The organism is Mycobacterium sp. UM_Kg27, from assembly GCF_000972905.1.
Taxonomy (GTDB): Bacteria; Actinomycetota; Actinomycetes; order Mycobacteriales; family Mycobacteriaceae; genus Mycobacterium.
The window spans coordinates 44,718-60,037 of the sequence record NZ_JRMM01000010.1 but is presented as its reverse complement, the minus strand read 5'-3'; the positions used below and the strand labels follow the sequence as shown (position 1 = coordinate 60,037).

General features: G+C 66.1%; 13 protein-coding genes and 1 pseudogene. 10 read left to right on the top strand and 4 right to left on the bottom strand.

What is annotated here, in order from left to right; translation table 11 throughout:
• The 10 genes and pseudogenes from LI94_RS03205 to LI94_RS03160 form a co-directional block, all read left to right on the top strand.
• Positions 1-568, top strand: a pseudogene (locus LI94_RS03205) (hypothetical protein); the annotation flags it as partial.
• A 19-nt stretch (positions 569-587) separates the two neighbouring features.
• Complete coding sequence (locus LI94_RS03200; RefSeq protein WP_046300275.1) at positions 588-1,457, top strand: TauD/TfdA family dioxygenase; 870 nt, start codon at positions 588-590, stop codon at positions 1,455-1,457.
• A complete protein-coding gene (locus tag LI94_RS03195; protein ID WP_046300274.1) occupies positions 1,454-2,017 on the top strand; it encodes an FcoT family thioesterase in 564 nt (187 codons plus the stop codon). Before LI94_RS03200 ends, LI94_RS03195 begins: the two co-directional genes overlap by 4 nt.
• Position 2,018: 1 nt before the next feature.
• The gene (fadD10, locus tag LI94_RS03190) at positions 2,019-3,575 is read left to right on the top strand and encodes a fatty acid--CoA ligase FadD10 (RefSeq protein ID WP_046300273.1); all 1,557 of its coding nucleotides are present in this window, start codon (positions 2,019-2,021) and stop codon (positions 3,573-3,575) included.
• Positions 3,568-3,813, top strand: a complete 246-nt coding sequence (locus tag LI94_RS03185) for an acyl carrier protein (RefSeq protein WP_024441697.1) — start codon at positions 3,568-3,570, stop codon at positions 3,811-3,813. Before fadD10 ends, LI94_RS03185 begins: the two co-directional genes overlap by 8 nt.
• Positions 3,800-7,939 (top strand): AMP-binding protein, encoded by a 4,140-nt coding sequence (locus tag LI94_RS03180; RefSeq protein ID WP_046300272.1) that lies wholly within the window; start codon positions 3,800-3,802, stop codon positions 7,937-7,939. Before LI94_RS03185 ends, LI94_RS03180 begins: the two co-directional genes overlap by 14 nt.
• The gene (locus tag LI94_RS21825) at positions 7,936-8,295 is read left to right on the top strand and encodes a heavy metal-associated domain-containing protein (protein WP_052739858.1); all 360 of its coding nucleotides are present in this window, start codon (positions 7,936-7,938) and stop codon (positions 8,293-8,295) included. Before LI94_RS03180 ends, LI94_RS21825 begins: the two co-directional genes overlap by 4 nt.
• Before the next feature lie 405 nt (positions 8,296-8,700).
• The gene (locus tag LI94_RS03170; RefSeq protein WP_024441700.1) at positions 8,701-10,113 is read left to right on the top strand and encodes a wax ester/triacylglycerol synthase family O-acyltransferase; all 1,413 of its coding nucleotides are present in this window, start codon (positions 8,701-8,703) and stop codon (positions 10,111-10,113) included.
• A gap of 118 nt (positions 10,114-10,231) precedes the next feature.
• The gene (locus tag LI94_RS03165) at positions 10,232-10,753 is read left to right on the top strand and encodes a DUF5994 family protein (protein WP_046300271.1); all 522 of its coding nucleotides are present in this window, start codon (positions 10,232-10,234) and stop codon (positions 10,751-10,753) included.
• Positions 10,754-10,979: 226 nt separating this feature from the next.
• The gene (locus LI94_RS03160; protein ID WP_024441702.1) at positions 10,980-11,279 is read left to right on the top strand and encodes a hypothetical protein; all 300 of its coding nucleotides are present in this window, start codon (positions 10,980-10,982) and stop codon (positions 11,277-11,279) included.
• On the opposite strand, the gene hpt is transcribed toward LI94_RS03160, so the two are convergent.
• The 4 genes from hpt to dacB are packed head-to-tail and all read right to left on the bottom strand — an operon-like array spanning position 11,270 to position 15,275.
• On the bottom strand, positions 11,270-11,866 hold the full coding sequence (gene hpt / locus LI94_RS03155) for a hypoxanthine phosphoribosyltransferase (RefSeq protein WP_046300270.1): 597 nt from the start codon (positions 11,864-11,866) through the stop codon (positions 11,270-11,272). The genes LI94_RS03160 and hpt overlap by 10 nt on opposite strands.
• A gap of 60 nt (positions 11,867-11,926) precedes the next feature.
• Complete coding sequence (tilS, locus tag LI94_RS03150; RefSeq protein ID WP_046300269.1) at positions 11,927-12,889, bottom strand: tRNA lysidine(34) synthetase TilS; 963 nt, start codon at positions 12,887-12,889, stop codon at positions 11,927-11,929.
• Complete coding sequence (locus LI94_RS03145; protein ID WP_046300284.1) at positions 12,868-13,902, bottom strand: zinc-dependent metalloprotease; 1,035 nt, start codon at positions 13,900-13,902, stop codon at positions 12,868-12,870. Before LI94_RS03145 ends, tilS begins: the two co-directional genes overlap by 22 nt.
• Positions 13,899-15,275 (bottom strand): D-alanyl-D-alanine carboxypeptidase/D-alanyl-D-alanine-endopeptidase, encoded by a 1,377-nt coding sequence (gene dacB, locus LI94_RS03140; protein ID WP_046300268.1) that lies wholly within the window; start codon positions 15,273-15,275, stop codon positions 13,899-13,901. Before dacB ends, LI94_RS03145 begins: the two co-directional genes overlap by 4 nt.
• Positions 15,276-15,320 lie beyond the last annotated feature (45 nt).

Here is a 15,320-nt window from a genome sequence, read left to right as displayed (position 1 = left end):
AGATGTGTATAAGAGACAGAGCGTAGACATTCCCGTTGCGGCGATGGTGGCCCCGCCCGCTGCGGCCGGCTCCTCCACCGGTCTGGGCGGCACCGCCGGTGCACCGGGACCGAACGCACCCGTCGTCGTCCCGAGCGCCGACGGCGTTGCCGCGCTGATCCACTATGTGGTCTCCGGCTGGGGACCACCCGGCGTCGAGACCGGACCCAAAGACGATATGGCCGCCTCCAACAGCGCTGCGGTTTCCCGACGTGCGACCGCTCCGCGGACCGTCTCCACCGATTCCCGCAGCAGACGCAGCCGACGTAGCACCGGCCGGATTCGTATGCACGGCAATCGTTACGAATTTCTACAGGCCGGCGATGGCCCGGTCACGGCCGCGAACTCCGATGCCGGGCCCACCGCTCACCCCGAGGCCATCGCAGCAGTAATCGCCTCCACCCGCGCCTCTGGACTCACTGGGCGCGCTGACGAAATCCGGCAAGTACCAATGTTGCCCACCAGCTGGTGCGCCTCCGACCAGGTAGAGCAACTGACACAACCGATGAAGGACGGAAAAGAAGAATGAGCAAGAAAAGCCAGATCGGATGACGCTGACCGTCACAGGCACCGGCCTTGGAGCGCAGATCACCGGGGTGGACCCCAATGATCTGAGCAACATCACCCGCGACGAAATTCGCGAGATCGTATACGCCAACAAGCTCGTCATCATCAAAGGCGTTCACCCCTCGCCGGAGCAGTACCTCCAGCTCGGCAGAATCATCGGCGACATCGTGCCCTATTACGAATCCATGTACCACCATTACGAGTTTCCGGAGATCTTCGTGTCCTCCACCGAGGAACACCAAGGCGTTCCGCGAACCGGCGCGTTCTGGCACATCGACTACATGTTCATGCCGGAGCCGTTCGCGTTCTCAATGGTGTTACCCCTGAACGTTCCCGGACCTGACCGCGGTACCTATTTCATCGACCTCAATCAAGCCTGGGCGTCGGTACCAACCGCCCTACAGGACGCTGCCCGCAGAACATGGAGCACCCATGATCCACGGCGGCACATCAAAATCCGTCCCGACGATGTCTACCGACCGATCGGGGAAGTGTGGGACGAAATTACCCGGACCACGCCGCCCATCAAATGGCCGACCGTGATCCGGCACCCGAAGACGGGCGAAGAGATTCTCTACATCTGCGCGTCGGGGACCACCAAGATTGAGGACCAGGAATCCCGAGCGCTCGAACCGTCGGTGCTCCAAGAGCTGATGGCCGCCACCGGGCAACTTGATCCCGAGTTCACACACCCCTTCATTCATACCCAACACTACGAGGTAGGAGACATCATCTTGTGGGACAACCGAGTTCTGATGCATCGAGCCAAACACGGCAGTTCCGCGGGTACCTTGACGACCTATCGGCTGACAATGCTCGACGGGCTCAAGACCCCGGGATACCCGGCATGAGCGCCACCGGTTCGATGCCCCCAGCCTTGACCGACGCGACCCCGATCGCCGAGAACCTCTTGTCCAAGGTGCTGGAGCCTTACGCCTACAAGGGGTGCCGGTATCTGATCGATGCCGAAGCCCAAGCTGACACCGATTCGGTGTTGGCTCAAGGAAGTTTCTCGATCGCCGAATCCGCCTATATCCGCAGCACCGGCCATTTCAATGCAGTCGAATTGGTGCTGTGCTTCAATCAGCTCGCCTACTCTGCTTTCGCGCCCGCCATCGCCGACGGCGTGATCCCCGCGTTCCATGGTTGGACATTCGACGACTACTGCAAGCACCAGCTCTCCAGCATGTACATCAGAACGTCGTCGTCACGGTTCAGAAGACCGATTGATGCCACCAAGTTCCAGGCGCGGCTGCACTGCCACAACCTGGAGATCGTCGAACGCACGGTGCGGTATCTGCGCGTGCCATGCGCCATTGAGTTCTGGGATGAGCACGGCGGCTCGGCGTATGGCGAGTTTGAGCTAGCTGCCCTGAACATCCCGGGATGCCAGCCAGAACGATCCCGCTGACATGAGGACGCAAGCCCCCTCCAGCATGCTGGAGCGCATTCTCGAACACGTTCGCCAACGGCCCGACGCGATCGCGTTGCGCCGTTGGGATGGAACCGGTTTGGTGAGCTACCGCGATCTGGCCGCGGAGTGGGACAGACTGGCCGGCGCACTGCACCAGCAAGGGGTGTCGCAGGGATCGCGAGTGCTGGTCATATCCGACAACGGGCCGCAGACCTACCTCGCGGTCCTGGCGTGCGCCCGGCTCGGCGCCATTGCCGTTCTCGTCGACGGCGACCTGCCGGTGGCCACCATCGATCGGTTCGCCCAACTGACCGATCCCTCCGCAATACTGCGCACGGCCGGTACCAGGATGCCCACCGCGGGCCTACCGGACCACCTGGCAGCGATCCCGACACTGTCGGTCGCCGACCGCCAGGCTTTTCGCAACCCACCGGGGAGCCTGGGTCATCCGGGCGGAGCCGCCGATGATCCCGTAGCGATGATCTTCACCAGCGGAACCACGGGTGAACCCAAGGCTGTGTTGTTGGCCAACCGAACTTTCTACGCCGTTGCCGACATTCTGCGAGCGGAGGGTTTGACGTGGATCGACTGGGTGATCGGCGAGACGGCGTATTCGCCGTTGCCGGCAACGCATATCGGCGGGTTGTGGTGGATCCTGAACTGCCTGATGCAGGGCGTGTCATGTGTCACCGGCGGCGAGACCGGCGCGTCGTTGCTGGAGATCCTCTCGGTCAATGACGTCGCCACGGTTTGTCTGGTCCCCACGCTGCTGTCACGCCTGGTGGCCGAATTGAAGGCGACCGGAGCACCGGTGCCGGCCTCGCTGCGCTTCCTGGGCTACGGCGGATCCAGGGCTATCGCATCGGACGTACATTACGTCGAGGCTGCCGGGGTCCGAACCGCACAGGTCTATGGCCTGAGTGAAACCGGTTGCACCGCACTGTGCCTTCCCACCGGGCCGGGTTCGATCGACGCCATCGAGGCGGGTGCTGTCGGCAGGCCGTATCCGGGCGTAGAGGTTCATCTCGACGGCGACGGCAGTGGGCCAACGGGGCCTTCGGCTTCGTCGGGCACCCTGTGGATCAGATCGCCGGCAAACATGCTCGGATACTGGAACAACCCCGACCGCACCGCTGAAACGCTGCGCGACCGGTGGGTCAACACGGGCGACCTGCTCGACGCAGGCAGCGACGGCCTGTTCTATATCCGCGGACGAGCGTCGGAGATGATCATCTGCGGCGGCGTTAACGTGGCTCCCGATGAGGTCGACCGGGTCGCGGAGTCGGTCAGCGGTGTCCGCGACGCCGCTTGCTACGAGATTTCCGATCCGGAATTCGGTGCGCTGGTAGGGCTGGCGGTGGTCGCCGCGGAGAATCTGGACGAGGCAGGCGCCCGCGCCCTTAAGCAGTCGATCGCGGCCCGATACCGCAGCGAGGTGGAATCTGCTGCGCGCCCGTCGACGATCGTCTTGGTCACCAGCATTCCGAGAACCCAATCAGGCAAGGTCATGCGCACGTCGCTGGCCGCGGCGATCGATGCACGCGAACGTGAGTGAGCTTGTTCGGCAGAAGATTCTGGCCGCGGTCTGCGACGTGCTCTACATCGACGAGAGCGACTTCCTCGACGGTGACGCCACCGACCTACGCGACCTCGGATTGGATTCGGTGCGCTTCGTTCTGCTGATGAAACGACTCGGGGTGGACCGCGAGTCCGAACTTCCGGCTCGCTTGGCGCGCGATCTTTCAATCGCAGCCTGGGTTACCGAATTGGGAGATTCCGGTGGGCAGGCCTGACTCGGCGCGCGCGCGGCGCATTCCACTGTCCGTATCCCAGCAGAACATCTACCGGGGGGTGCTGCAGGATGGGGATCCCACGCTGTATCTGATCGGTCGCAGCTACCGGTTGCGTCCAGTCCCGCTTCGAGAATTTCTTCTCGCGCTGCAGGCCTGCGTCCGCAACAACCCAGTGCAGTTATGCGTACTGGAGGAGACCGAGTCGGAGTACCCGGACCTGGTGCCGCGGCTCGCAGTGGACGAGCTGGTGCGGATTGCCGGTCCTGAAATGGATCCGTTGGTCCACGAATGGGATTCGGGCATCGTCGATCGGCCGCTGGTGCGCCACACCGTGCATACCGGCGCGAGCGGCGAAGTCATCGGGCTGGAGGTGCACGCCCATCACATTCTGCTCGACGGCGGCGCAACCGGACTGATCGAAGCCGATCTGGGCCGGTTCTTGTCGGATGGACCCGGTGAAATGCGCGACGTCGCAGCCGGACTGGACCGGCTCGCCGAGGCTCATCGCCGGGAGGCTGAGAAGGTGCGCGCAGCACACGATCGGCTGACCGAATCGGTCCAGCGTGAACTCACCGCTGAGGTCAACATCGGCGGCCAACCACAGTCACCGTCCGCCTCAGGAAGCGCGCGGCGAGGACTGCTGCGTGAATCGATACAGATCTCCGGGGCCGGATACGACGCGATAGCAACGCTGGCCGAACAACAGCAGATCCCGCTGCACATACTGGTGACGGCAGCAGTTGCCGCGGTCGATGCGAGCCGTCGACACAGCGCCGACGCCATGGTGGTGCACGCAGTTGACAATCGATTCGGCGAACCGGCCCTTGATGTGGCTACCTGCCTGGTCAATTCGGTCGCCCAGTCGGTGCGATTTCCGGCGTTCGCCTCAGTGCGAGACCTCGTCAGCGCCTTGGACCGCGGCTATGTGAAGGGAGTGCGTCGCCGCTGGTTTCGCGAAGAGCTCTATCGCCGGATATATCTGACGACCAACCGGGCGCCCCAGATGGAGGCGGTAGCCCTCAACTACCTACAGCAGCCCTGTGCACCCGAACTGCGTCCGTTCCTGAACGGCCTGCCGTCGACAACGGACATCGGGCCGATCGAGTGCCCCACCGTAGCCGTCGTGCACGACGACCTGGGCCGAACACTGAGCCTGTCAATCTGGGATGGCGGCCCCCCGCAAACCCGTGGCGAATCCACGGGAACCGCAGAGCTGATCGCCGAGGCACTGCGACGGTTCCCGACAGGCTGGGATCGACCGGTCGCGATGAGCGTCGGCGCCTGGCTCGAGGTCTGTTCCGACGGCAGCTGCCTGCCTTCCGGGAGCGCAGCCGGGCCTAACGCCGAGACCCCATCGGCTTGGTTTCTGGACACGGCCGCCGACGTCGGCAGTTTGCGCCAACGCCGCCGTTACGTCGACGCATGGATCAGCTGGTTGGTCACCAACGGCGTCGAGCCGGGTGAGGTGCTGGTTCTCGCCGACGACCACACCGACAAGACCCTGGACCTCTTGTTCGCCTGTCACTTGGCCGGCTGTGGGTACAGCGTTTGCGACATCGCAGACGATCTCACCGAGCGCGCCAACGCGATCGCAACGCAAGGCGAAGTCTCGTCGCGGGTCATCGACGTGGCCACGGCCGCGCCTGCGCCAGATCCGGCGATAGTCGACGACCGCCTCCGTCGGGTCCGCAACGACGCCATGTTGGCGAACAGGATCGCGTACGTCATGCCTACCTCGGGCTCCACTGGGGTTCCCAAGTTGGTCCCGATATCCCATGGGGCGCTTGCGCTCTTCTGCCAAGGACATCGCGGCGCCTACGGCTGGCAGTCGAGCGATACCGTCTTGCAGTGCGCGCCGTTGACGTCGGATATCAGTGTCGAGGAGATCTTCGGCGCCGCCCAGTGCGGCGCTGATCTGATTCGGTCATCAGCCGTACGAACCGGCAATCTGCTGCAGCTGGGCGACGACTTCGAGCGACACCGGCCCACCATCCTCGACCTGCCCACCGCGGTCTGGCATCTGTGCTGCGAGGAGCCGGAGATTCTCGAGATTCTGGCAGCATCCGGGTTGCGCCAGATTGTGATCGGCGGCGAAGCAGTTCGCCGGCGTTCACTCGAAAAGTGGCTTGCAGCCGTTGATGTTTCGCATACCGCGTTGATTTCCAGCTACGGCCCGACCGAGGCCACCGTGGTGGTGACCTACCTGCCGCTGAGTGGGCAGGGATCCGTCATCGGATCGGACATCCGGCCGCAGGTGGGTCGCCCGATAGTTTCGAAGACGGTTTTCGTCGCCTTCGGTGAGATCATCGTTGTCGGAGATATGGTTTCGACCGGCTATCTGGGCAGGTCCGGCGCCTTCGGCACCGTGGTCGACGCCGACGGCACCCGACGCCGCGCGTTCGCCACTGCCGACCGCGTCACCTGGGACCGTCAGGGATTTCTGGTGTTCGCTGGCCGCAGGGATGCCGTCGTGAAGCTCGCCGGACGGCGCGTCGACACCGCCGAGATCACCCGCCTTATCGCCGAGGACCCCGCGGTCTGCGATGTCGCCGTCGAGCCCGAGGAGACCCGGCTCGGAGTGTGGTTTCAGACTCTGCTCACCCGTGACGGAGCACAGGATATTGAGGCTCGGGAACGCATTCGAAGCATCCTGCTGGCCGCCCGAGTACCCGGATTCGTGGTGTCGGGGGTCGCCGAGATCCCACGCAAGCCCGGCGGCAAAGTCGACGTCGACCGACTGCCCAGGATCCGACTCGAAAGCACCGGAAACGCAGGAGGTCAAGCGGCCGGCCTGGCCGAACTTTGGAGTCGGTGCCTCGACCGCGAACTACAGCCTCATTCTTCGTTACTGGCTGAAGGCATCGGTTCCCTGGACTTGATCCGCATCCTGCCTGCCACCCGCCGCTACCTCGGGTGGCACCTGTCCCTGCTGGACGTGATCAGCGCCGACAACGCGAGCCGTCTGCTCGAGTACACCGACGGTATCGGGTTGGACGAGGCCACTGCCGCCGAGATCGACGACGATCTCACCCGCCTGACCGCGCCTCCGCCTGCTGTAATACCCGGCCCCCTGGCCAGCGAGACTGGTGCCGTTCTGGTGCTGGGCGCCTCCGGAATTCTCGGCACCGGATTCGCTAGCGCCATAGGCGAGCTGCGCGCCAATGGATTCGCCTCCGAGCTGATCCTGGCAACCACATCGAACCTGCCGGACGCCGACCCTTGGCGCTCACTGGCCGGCGTCGAGGGCGTTCGTATCAAACGCATCGCACCAGAAGGAATTTCCGATCTGATACGCACCACTTCAGCTGCGACCGTGGTGAATGCCATCGGTAACACCAACGTGGTGGTGCCATATCGCGAGTTGCGACCTGCCAATGTGGCGGCGGTAGCAGACATCGTTGCGGCCTGCGCGGCTCACGGCGCCGGGCTGGTGCATCTGTCGACCTCGGTGGTGAACGCGCAAATCGCTGCACCGCAGGTCGTCGATCCGCGCGCCGCCCCCTATCCCTACGCGGCGTCCAAGGCGCTGGCTGAGCTGATCGTCGCGCGCAGTGCGCCGAATCTGGACTTCACCCTGGTGCGGCTGCCGCGGGTGCTGGGAGAACCGCATCAACTGCGTACGTCCGCCGACATTCTGGTCGCATTGGCGGATGCATGTGCGGCGCTGGGTGCTCACCCGGCCGTGTCGTTGACCGAGGAAGTCACCGTTGGCCGCTCGGCAGCGGCTGCCCTCCTGGGCACGCTCTCGACTTCCCTGGGCCGCACCATCACCGTGCTGCGGGGCACGCCCGTCGAGTACTCGGAGTTTCTCGCCCGCTTCGGCGCCCGGGAGTGCGATGTCGACCAGTGGAAGCAGCTTCTCGACGACAGTGATTGGGCACGGTGCAATCCATGCCGGTGGGCGGTCATCGACGCCTGGCTCACCCTCGGGATGGGACTCGGCGAGCGTTCGTACGCGCAGTACCTGGCAGGCCACGCGACTGTCGACCTGACGGTAGACGGGGTCACCGAGTTGTTTGCCACGCCTGCGCCGCTGGCCGAACTTGTGGCTCACGGCCGTTCATCGGAACCGGACAGCGCCGCCCAGCGACTACTTACAGAGGGATTGAAGGAGGAGAGGCCTTGACCGACATTCGACGGATCCAACTCGATGTGACGGGCATGACCTGCCGGATGTGCTCGGCGCACATCGAGCTAAAGCTGAACACGATCAACGGCGTGCGGGCCTCGGTGGACTTCCCGACCGCGACCGCCACGATCGACGCGGATTCCACCGTCGATGTCGCTGAACTGTGCGGGGCCATTGCAGACGCGGGTTACCAGGGTGAGCTGCGGTGGGAGCGGCCGCGCACCGCTGAGGACTTAGCGATCTCCGGCGGTCCCATCAAGCGAATCGCGCGCCTGACCCGGCTCTTCTCCAGGGGCCGGCGCATGCGAAACGCCGGTATTCGAACGCCGCACGCCGCAACACCGATTCGCTGATCAGCGGGGCCTCTGACAGAGCCGGCAGAAGGCGGCCGGCCAAGCGCAAGAACCGCGCCGCTCACATCGATCCGGTCCCGGTGGCCGACCAAGCCGGCGAGCTGAGACAACGACCAGCGTGAGGCGTACGGTTGATTCCAGCGGTGAAGCTCCACCTCATCCGATCGAAGCCACATTCTTTGCGGATCCGCAGGGCGGGCACTCCAGCCTCCCAATCGCAACGAGGTGCCACTGCACCACCGCGACCAGCGGGATCATCGCCGACCTGAAGGTGCGAGGCGAAGGCAACCCTCCGCGGTATCTGGGCCTGAATCAACGAGATTCGCCCAGCGGAACCGATGCTCTCGCCGAAAGCCATTGCTGCACCACTGATGGTGCTCACTTTCTGTCTGGAGCTGTGCCTTGATGTTGATCCCCATGTCCCCGACCGATTCGATGTTCTTGCTGGCCGAATCGGACAATCGCCAGATGCAGGTGGGTGGGCTTGCCATGTTCACCCCGCCCGAAGGTGCCTGTGCCTTGGATGTCCGTCAGATGTTCGCGGCAGCCGTCGCTCGCAACGAAGTCGCCGGCATGTGGCGCAAACGGGCTCGCCGCTCAGTGCTGTCGCTGGGACAGTGGGGCTGGGACAGTGGCACCGACGTCGACCTCCACCATCATGTGCAGTATTCGGCGCTGCCGCGGCCCGCCGGACTGCGGGAGTTGTGGACGCTGGTGTCGTGGCTGCACGCGATCCCGCTGGACCGGGATCGGCCGCTGTGGGAGATGCACCTGATCGAAGGCCTCGCCGACGGCCGCTATGCCGTGTACATCAAGGTCCACCATGCGCTCACCGACGGAGTTTCCGCGATGGGGATGCTGCGTGCGGCGTTGAGTCCTGACCCGTCTCGCCGCGGTCAGCCTGCGTTGTGGGAGCCGGCCGACACGCGCTCCGCGTCTGCACCGGACTCGACGTCGAGCGGTTCGCTGGCGGGGCGGGCGACGGCGGCGATCTGGGACGGAGCACGCGATGCCGCGGGGTTGCTGCCGGCACTCGCAGGCACGCTGGTGCAGGCCCTGCGCCAGCGCGGCGGCGCGCTGTCGCTGGTCGCACCGCACACCATGTTCAATGTGGCGATTGACAGTGCCCGGTCCTTCACCGGGGGCTCGTGGCAGCTGGAACGATTGCAGTTGGTCGCCAAACACAGCGATGCAACGGTCAACGATGTGGTGCTGGCCATGTGCGCCGGCGCCCTGCGCAACTACCTGACCACTAGGAAAGCGCTGCCGTTGGCGTCGCTGGTGGCGATGATCCCGGTCTCACTGCGGCTGCCCGGGCCTGCGGCCGGCCGGGACGACACCGGCAACAGAATCGGGTCTCTGATGTGCGGCCTGGCCACCGACCTGGCCGATTCCGGCGAGCGACTGCTGTCGGTGCGGAACAGCATGCACGAGGGCAAGACCGCGCTGGGTGCGCACAGTCAGCTGCAGGTCCTCGCGATGAGTGCGCTGGGTGCCACACCACTGGCGTTGGGCATGCTCTTCGGTCAGCACAGGCTGCTGCGGCCCCCGAATGTGATGATCTCGAACGTGACCGGATCTAAGGTGCCCTTGTACTGGAACGGCGCCCGACTCGACGAGCTCTATCCCCTGTCGATCCCAGTCGACGGGCAGGCACTCAACATCACCTGCACGAGCACCGACGATACGATTGCGTTCGGGCTTACCGGCTGCCGCGAAGCCGTTCCCGGAATGAGTGAGCTGACCAGACTTCTCGGCGAAGAACTCCGCTTGCTCGAGCACGCCGCAGGGCTGAGCACGCCGATCGGGCGCCCCTAAGCCAAGGAGCGGGTAGGGTATGGCATATCGGCGGTATTCCGCATCTGACCGTTCTGGGTTGTATCGCCGCCGATCTGAAGGTAGCCGGCCGGTTCGCGGCCCAGTCAGGAGCGTCGTTATGACGCAGCAATATTTCCACTCAGCAACGGGCCGACACCCGACACCGCCGCAACGCAGGCCACGGTTGCGCCTGAAGCCAAAGGCGCCGCAGACCGGACAGGTCGACGGGGCATGGTGGCCATGGAGTGGCACTCTCACCACCGAGCTCCCTGACCTGCTCTCGGTGTTATCGACTCGAATCGGGAGCATTCAACGAGTGCGATACAACCTCGACGAGTGGGCGCCGGCACCTGCCAAACTCCGCACCGACGGACGAACGGTGCAACTCCATGGCTACGAACGGCAGCCGGTCAACACGCTGGAGGTTCTCGGTGCCGACCGGAACCGGATCCTCTTGCTCGTGGTTCCCCCTCGGACCAAGCCCGACCAGGCGCACGAGACGATGATGAACGCGGCGGCACCCAACAACGACTCAAGCGTCGACGCACTTCTGGTGATCAGTGACCGTGAAAGGGCAACGCGCACCACACGAGCCCACGCGGAAGACCAATGGGTTGCCGGACGCGGCGTCCCCGGTTAGCCGGCCCGTCCTCAGTTGATTCGCTTGGGCCGACAGCTGACCCGGAGCCGGTTCTGCCGTATCAGCGCACGGTTTACGCCATTGTTCCCGACGCCGACGGCGAAATCGACATGAGTTTGGCTCTCAGTGCCACCGTGGCGACGCCGGCAGTCTCGTCAGCTGCTGAATATCTTTCGAGACAAAGCACTTTCGTTCACAAGACAATCAACAAACAAGGAAAACAAACGTGAAAACCCAAACAAGACCCGAAGAGGCGACGGCGTTGCCGGCCACGGCGATCAGAGACGATGGCAGCAATAACGGTGCTATCTGGCTGTGGCGCATTGTCGATGAGTTCACTGCCGAGCTCTCCGTCGCTGATTGCCACACCATCTACACCGCCATCTCCAGCGGCCTGGCTGACGGCTGGCTGCCCACCAGCACCGAGATTGCCAACCTGGTGGACTTTGCCCGACAGCAGGCGGTCGCAGCGGAGCACGATTCCTTCGCCAGAAGGCCCCGCCCTTCTAGCGGGACTCAGCCCTGATAGACCCGCGGGTCCAGGGTGCCGATGTAGGGCAGGTCGCGGTAGCGCTCGGCGTAGTCGAGGCCGTAGCCGACAACGAAGTCGTTCGGGATGTCGAAGCCCACGTAGGTGATGTCGACGCCGGCACCCAACGCATCGGGTTTGCGCAGCAGGGTGCACACCCGAAGGGACCGGGGCCGGCGGGTGGCCAGATTGCGCAGCAGCCACGACAGGGTCAGGCCGGAGTCCACGACGTCCTCGACGATCAACACGTCGCGGTCGCTGATGTCGCGGTCGAGGTCCTTGAGGATGCGCACCACCCCCGACGACGACGTCGACGAGCCGTAGGAGCTGACCGCCATGAACTCGAACTGCGTGGGCAGCGGAATCGCACGGGCGAGATCGGTGACGAACAGCACCGCGCCCTTGAGCACGGTGATCAGCAGCAGGTCGCCGCTCTCGGCGCTGCTTTCGGCGTAGTCGGCGGCGATCTGCGCAGCGAGTTCGGCAGTGCGGGTCCGGATCTGTTCCTCGGTCAGCAACACCGATTTGATGTCACCCGCGTACAACTCGGGTTTGTCCCCCGGCAAGATCGCAGCCACCAGCACAGGGTGCCATGGCGGGAGTTCGACAACCAACTGCAGCGGAGGAAATTCCCGGCCCGCGGCTCAGACCGGCTCGCTGCGCAGCCGCAGCAGCCCGTCGCCGCGAACCGCGAACAGCCGCTGTCCCCGCAGGTCCGATCCGATCGCCACTCCCCCCTGGCCGCGCCAGGCCGTCACCAGCCGGTCCACCGCGCGGATCTGCAGATCGGTCAGGCCGCGTCCGCCTCCGTCGATCAGCCAGCGCCGGATCACCGCCAGCCGCACCGGGCCCGCCAAGGTCGCCAGCGCGGCAGCGTCCAACGCGGCGCCCGTGGTGGCGCCGGACAGCGCCTGCTCGGCCAAGCCATCAATGAGCTCGGTGTTCTCTCGCAGCGCGATAGCGGTGCGGGCCAGCGCTTCGGCCACCCCGCCGCCCAGCACATCTTCCAACAGCGGCAGCACTTCGGCCCGCAGCCGCACCCGGGTGAAGCGACCGTCGCTGTTGTGCGGGTCGAGCCACGGCGTCAGCCCCAGTTGGGTGCAGGCTTGTGCGGTCTGGGCGCGCCGCACCCCCAGCAGCGGCCGGCACCACGGCGGGTCGTATGGCCGCATCCCGGCCATCGACCGGGCGCCCGAACCGCGGCCCAGCCCAAGTAGCACTGTCTCGGCCTGATCGTCGAGGGTGTGTCCGAGCAGTACGGGATCCCGGCCGCGGGCTTCGGCCAGCGCGGCGTAACGGGCCGTCCGCGCCGCCGCCTCCGGACCTCCCGCGACCCCCACGGTCACCGGAATGACCTGCGCATCAACGCATCCCAGATCGAGCGCCTGACGGCACGCAGTCTTGGCCACCTGGGCCGAACCGGCTTGCAGGCCATGGTCGACGATCATCGCGGTGGTGGGCCGCATCGCGGCGGCGACGGCGGTCAGCGCCAACGAATCCGGTCCACCGGACAACGCGACCGCCCAGCGGTCCCCCTGCGGCAGAAACTGCTCGGCGAACGCCCCCAGCGCGGCGCGCAGCGCGGCTACAGCACCCGGTCGATCCACCGCTGGGGCTCTTCGATCTCGGCGGGCAGCGGCAGAGTCTGCGGACCCGACCACACCGCGTTGAACCGGTCCATGCCGACGCGACCGACCACGGCGTCGACGAAGGCCTTGCCGCGGGTGTACTGGCTCATCTTGGCGTCGAGGCCAAGCAGCGCCCGCAGCAGCCGCTGCAACGGCGGCTGGCTGCGCTGACGGCGTTCCTCGAAGCGGTTCCGAATGGTCGCCACCGATGGCACCGCCAGCGGCCCGACCGCGTCCATCACGTGGTCGGCGTGGCCTTCGAGCAGCGTGCCCAGCATCAGCAACTGGTCCAGCGCGGTGCGCTGCTCCTCGGACTGCACCGCCCGCACCAGGCCCAGGATCCCCGACGGTCCCGGCGACTCGTCGTCGTTCTGGCGGCCCCGCAGATAGTCGGCCAAACGGCCCACCACCTGGGTGAGGTCCGGGTTGCTGTCGCCGGTCAGTACCGCCAGCGCATCCGACATGTAGCCGGCCAGCCACGGGTTGACACTGAACTGCACGCGGTGCGTCACCTCGTGCAGGCAGACCCACAGCCGGAAGTCGGCCGGCGTCACCTGCAGCTGGCGCTCGATGGCCACCACGTTGGGATAGACCAGCAGTAGCGCCCCACCACCCGCACAGAACGGGTCGTATTGCCCGAGGATGCCCGACGACACGAAGGCCAACACCGCGCCGGTCTGCGCCCCGGTCAGCCGGCTGGTGAGGAAACCGGCGGGCCGCTCCGAGGCGCCCATCATCACCCGCATCGATTCGGCGGCCGCGGCGATCCACTGCCGTCGGTCGACCACGCGAGCGTCGGGGACCGGGCCGTCCTCGCCGAGACCGGTGACCTCTCGGACCAGCGGTTCGGCCGCGCGGGCACTGGCGTGCAGTTCCTCGACGACCTGGCAGCGTGTGTAGTCGGTCATCGGCGGCGCGGGGCGTGCCAGCCAGCCACCGACCGTCGCGGCGAAGTCGAAGTCCACCGCGCTCCCCACGTCGGACCCGCTCATCCACACCCGCAGGTTCGCAGCACCGCCGCCAGCGCGTCGATCGCCGTCCGTCCGGTGGGTCCGGCGTCGTTGGAGATGAACGCAAACGTCAGCACCCGCTGGTCGCGGTCGGTGACGATTCCGGCCAGCGCATTGGTGCGGGTCAGCGAGCCGGTCTTGGCCCGCAGCCAGCCGGCCGCACCGCGCCCCGTCTTGGGGTTGAGAAACCGCTCGGACAGGGTGCCGCTGCCGCCGGCGACCGGCAGCATGTCCAGCAGCGGACGCAACTCGGGCAGGTCCGGCCCGGCGGCCGCCTGCACCACCGCATCGAGGGTCCGCGCCGACAACCGGTCATCGACCGACAACCCGCTGGAGTCCTGCAGGTTGGCTCCACTGACGGCGATGTGGGCGGTGGCCAGCCGGTTGATCACCGCGTCAACCGCTCCGGCAAACGAGCGCGGCCGGCCCATCGCCGCTGCCACCTCGCGGCCGATGGATTCGGCCATCACGTTGTCCGAGGCGTTCATCATCTCGCCGAGCCGGACCACCAGCGGTGCCGATCGGACCGCGCCCAACTCGCGGCCGGTCACCGACGACGACGCGATGCTCACATTGTCGGGGTCGACACCCAACTGCGCGGCCAGCGCCTTTCCGGCGTCCAGCGCAGGTGTAGTCGATCGCCGGGACTCAACGGTGGTCGGCTGCACGCGGCCACCGTCGACCATCACCGCCTCGATCGGGGCGATGTCACCGCCCTCGATGTCGTCCGCGTCCCAGCCCTGGGCCATGGTCGGGCCGGTGAACGCCGACGTGTCGACCTGCACCTCGGTGACGCTCACCCCGCTGCGGCGCACCTGATCGGCCAGATCGCTGATGCGCGCGGCTTCGCGATACCAGGTGTCCTGGCCGACCTCGGCCGTCGACAACGTGGGATCGCCGCCCCCCACCAGCACCACCACTCCGGGCTGATCGCTTGCGGTCACCCGGGTGGTGACCCGGGCATCCCGATCCAGCGCCAGCAAGGCGGCCGCTGCGGTGAGCACCTTGTTGGTGGACGCCGGCTGCATCGGCAGGTCTTCCTGCTGGGTCCACAGCGCCTTGCCGGTCAACGCGTCGGTGATGCGGCCGGTAAGCCGGCCCAGATTCGGGTCGGCCAGCGCCTGGGCCATGGCTGCGGCCAGTGCACTACCGACCGGCACCGGGGCGTCGTCGGAGACCGGCACCACCCCGGGCTTGGCGGACGCCACCGGTGCCGGCGACACCACACGCGCACCTGCGCCGGATTCGTCCGGGAGCACAACGACCGCCACGACCACCACGGCGGCGGCCAGCGCCAGCACCGCGGCCGCGATACCCAGATGGGCGCTGCTGTGTCGCCACCGAGTGGGTTGCATGTCTCTCCTCCCCTGTCAGGCGCAATTGTGCCGGACGGGCGGAGT

Bases quoted from the DNA above. Each gene is read 5' to 3' on its own strand.
- LI94_RS03145 (WP_046300284.1), bottom strand. From the start codon at position 13,902: ATGAGCGGGTCCGACGTGGGGAGCGCGGTGGACTTCGACTTCGCCGCG.
- LI94_RS03200 (WP_046300275.1), top strand. From the start codon at position 588: ATGACGCTGACCGTCACAGGCACCGGCCTTGGAGCGCAGATCACCGGG.
- LI94_RS03195 (WP_046300274.1), top strand. From the start codon at position 1,454: ATGAGCGCCACCGGTTCGATGCCCCCAGCCTTGACCGACGCGACCCCG.
- dacB (WP_046300268.1), bottom strand. From the start codon at position 15,275: ATGCAACCCACTCGGTGGCGACACAGCAGCGCCCATCTGGGTATCGCG.
- LI94_RS03165 (WP_046300271.1), top strand. From the start codon at position 10,232: ATGACGCAGCAATATTTCCACTCAGCAACGGGCCGACACCCGACACCG.
- LI94_RS03170 (WP_024441700.1), top strand. From the start codon at position 8,701: ATGTTGATCCCCATGTCCCCGACCGATTCGATGTTCTTGCTGGCCGAA.
- fadD10 (WP_046300273.1), top strand. From the start codon at position 2,019: ATGAGGACGCAAGCCCCCTCCAGCATGCTGGAGCGCATTCTCGAACAC.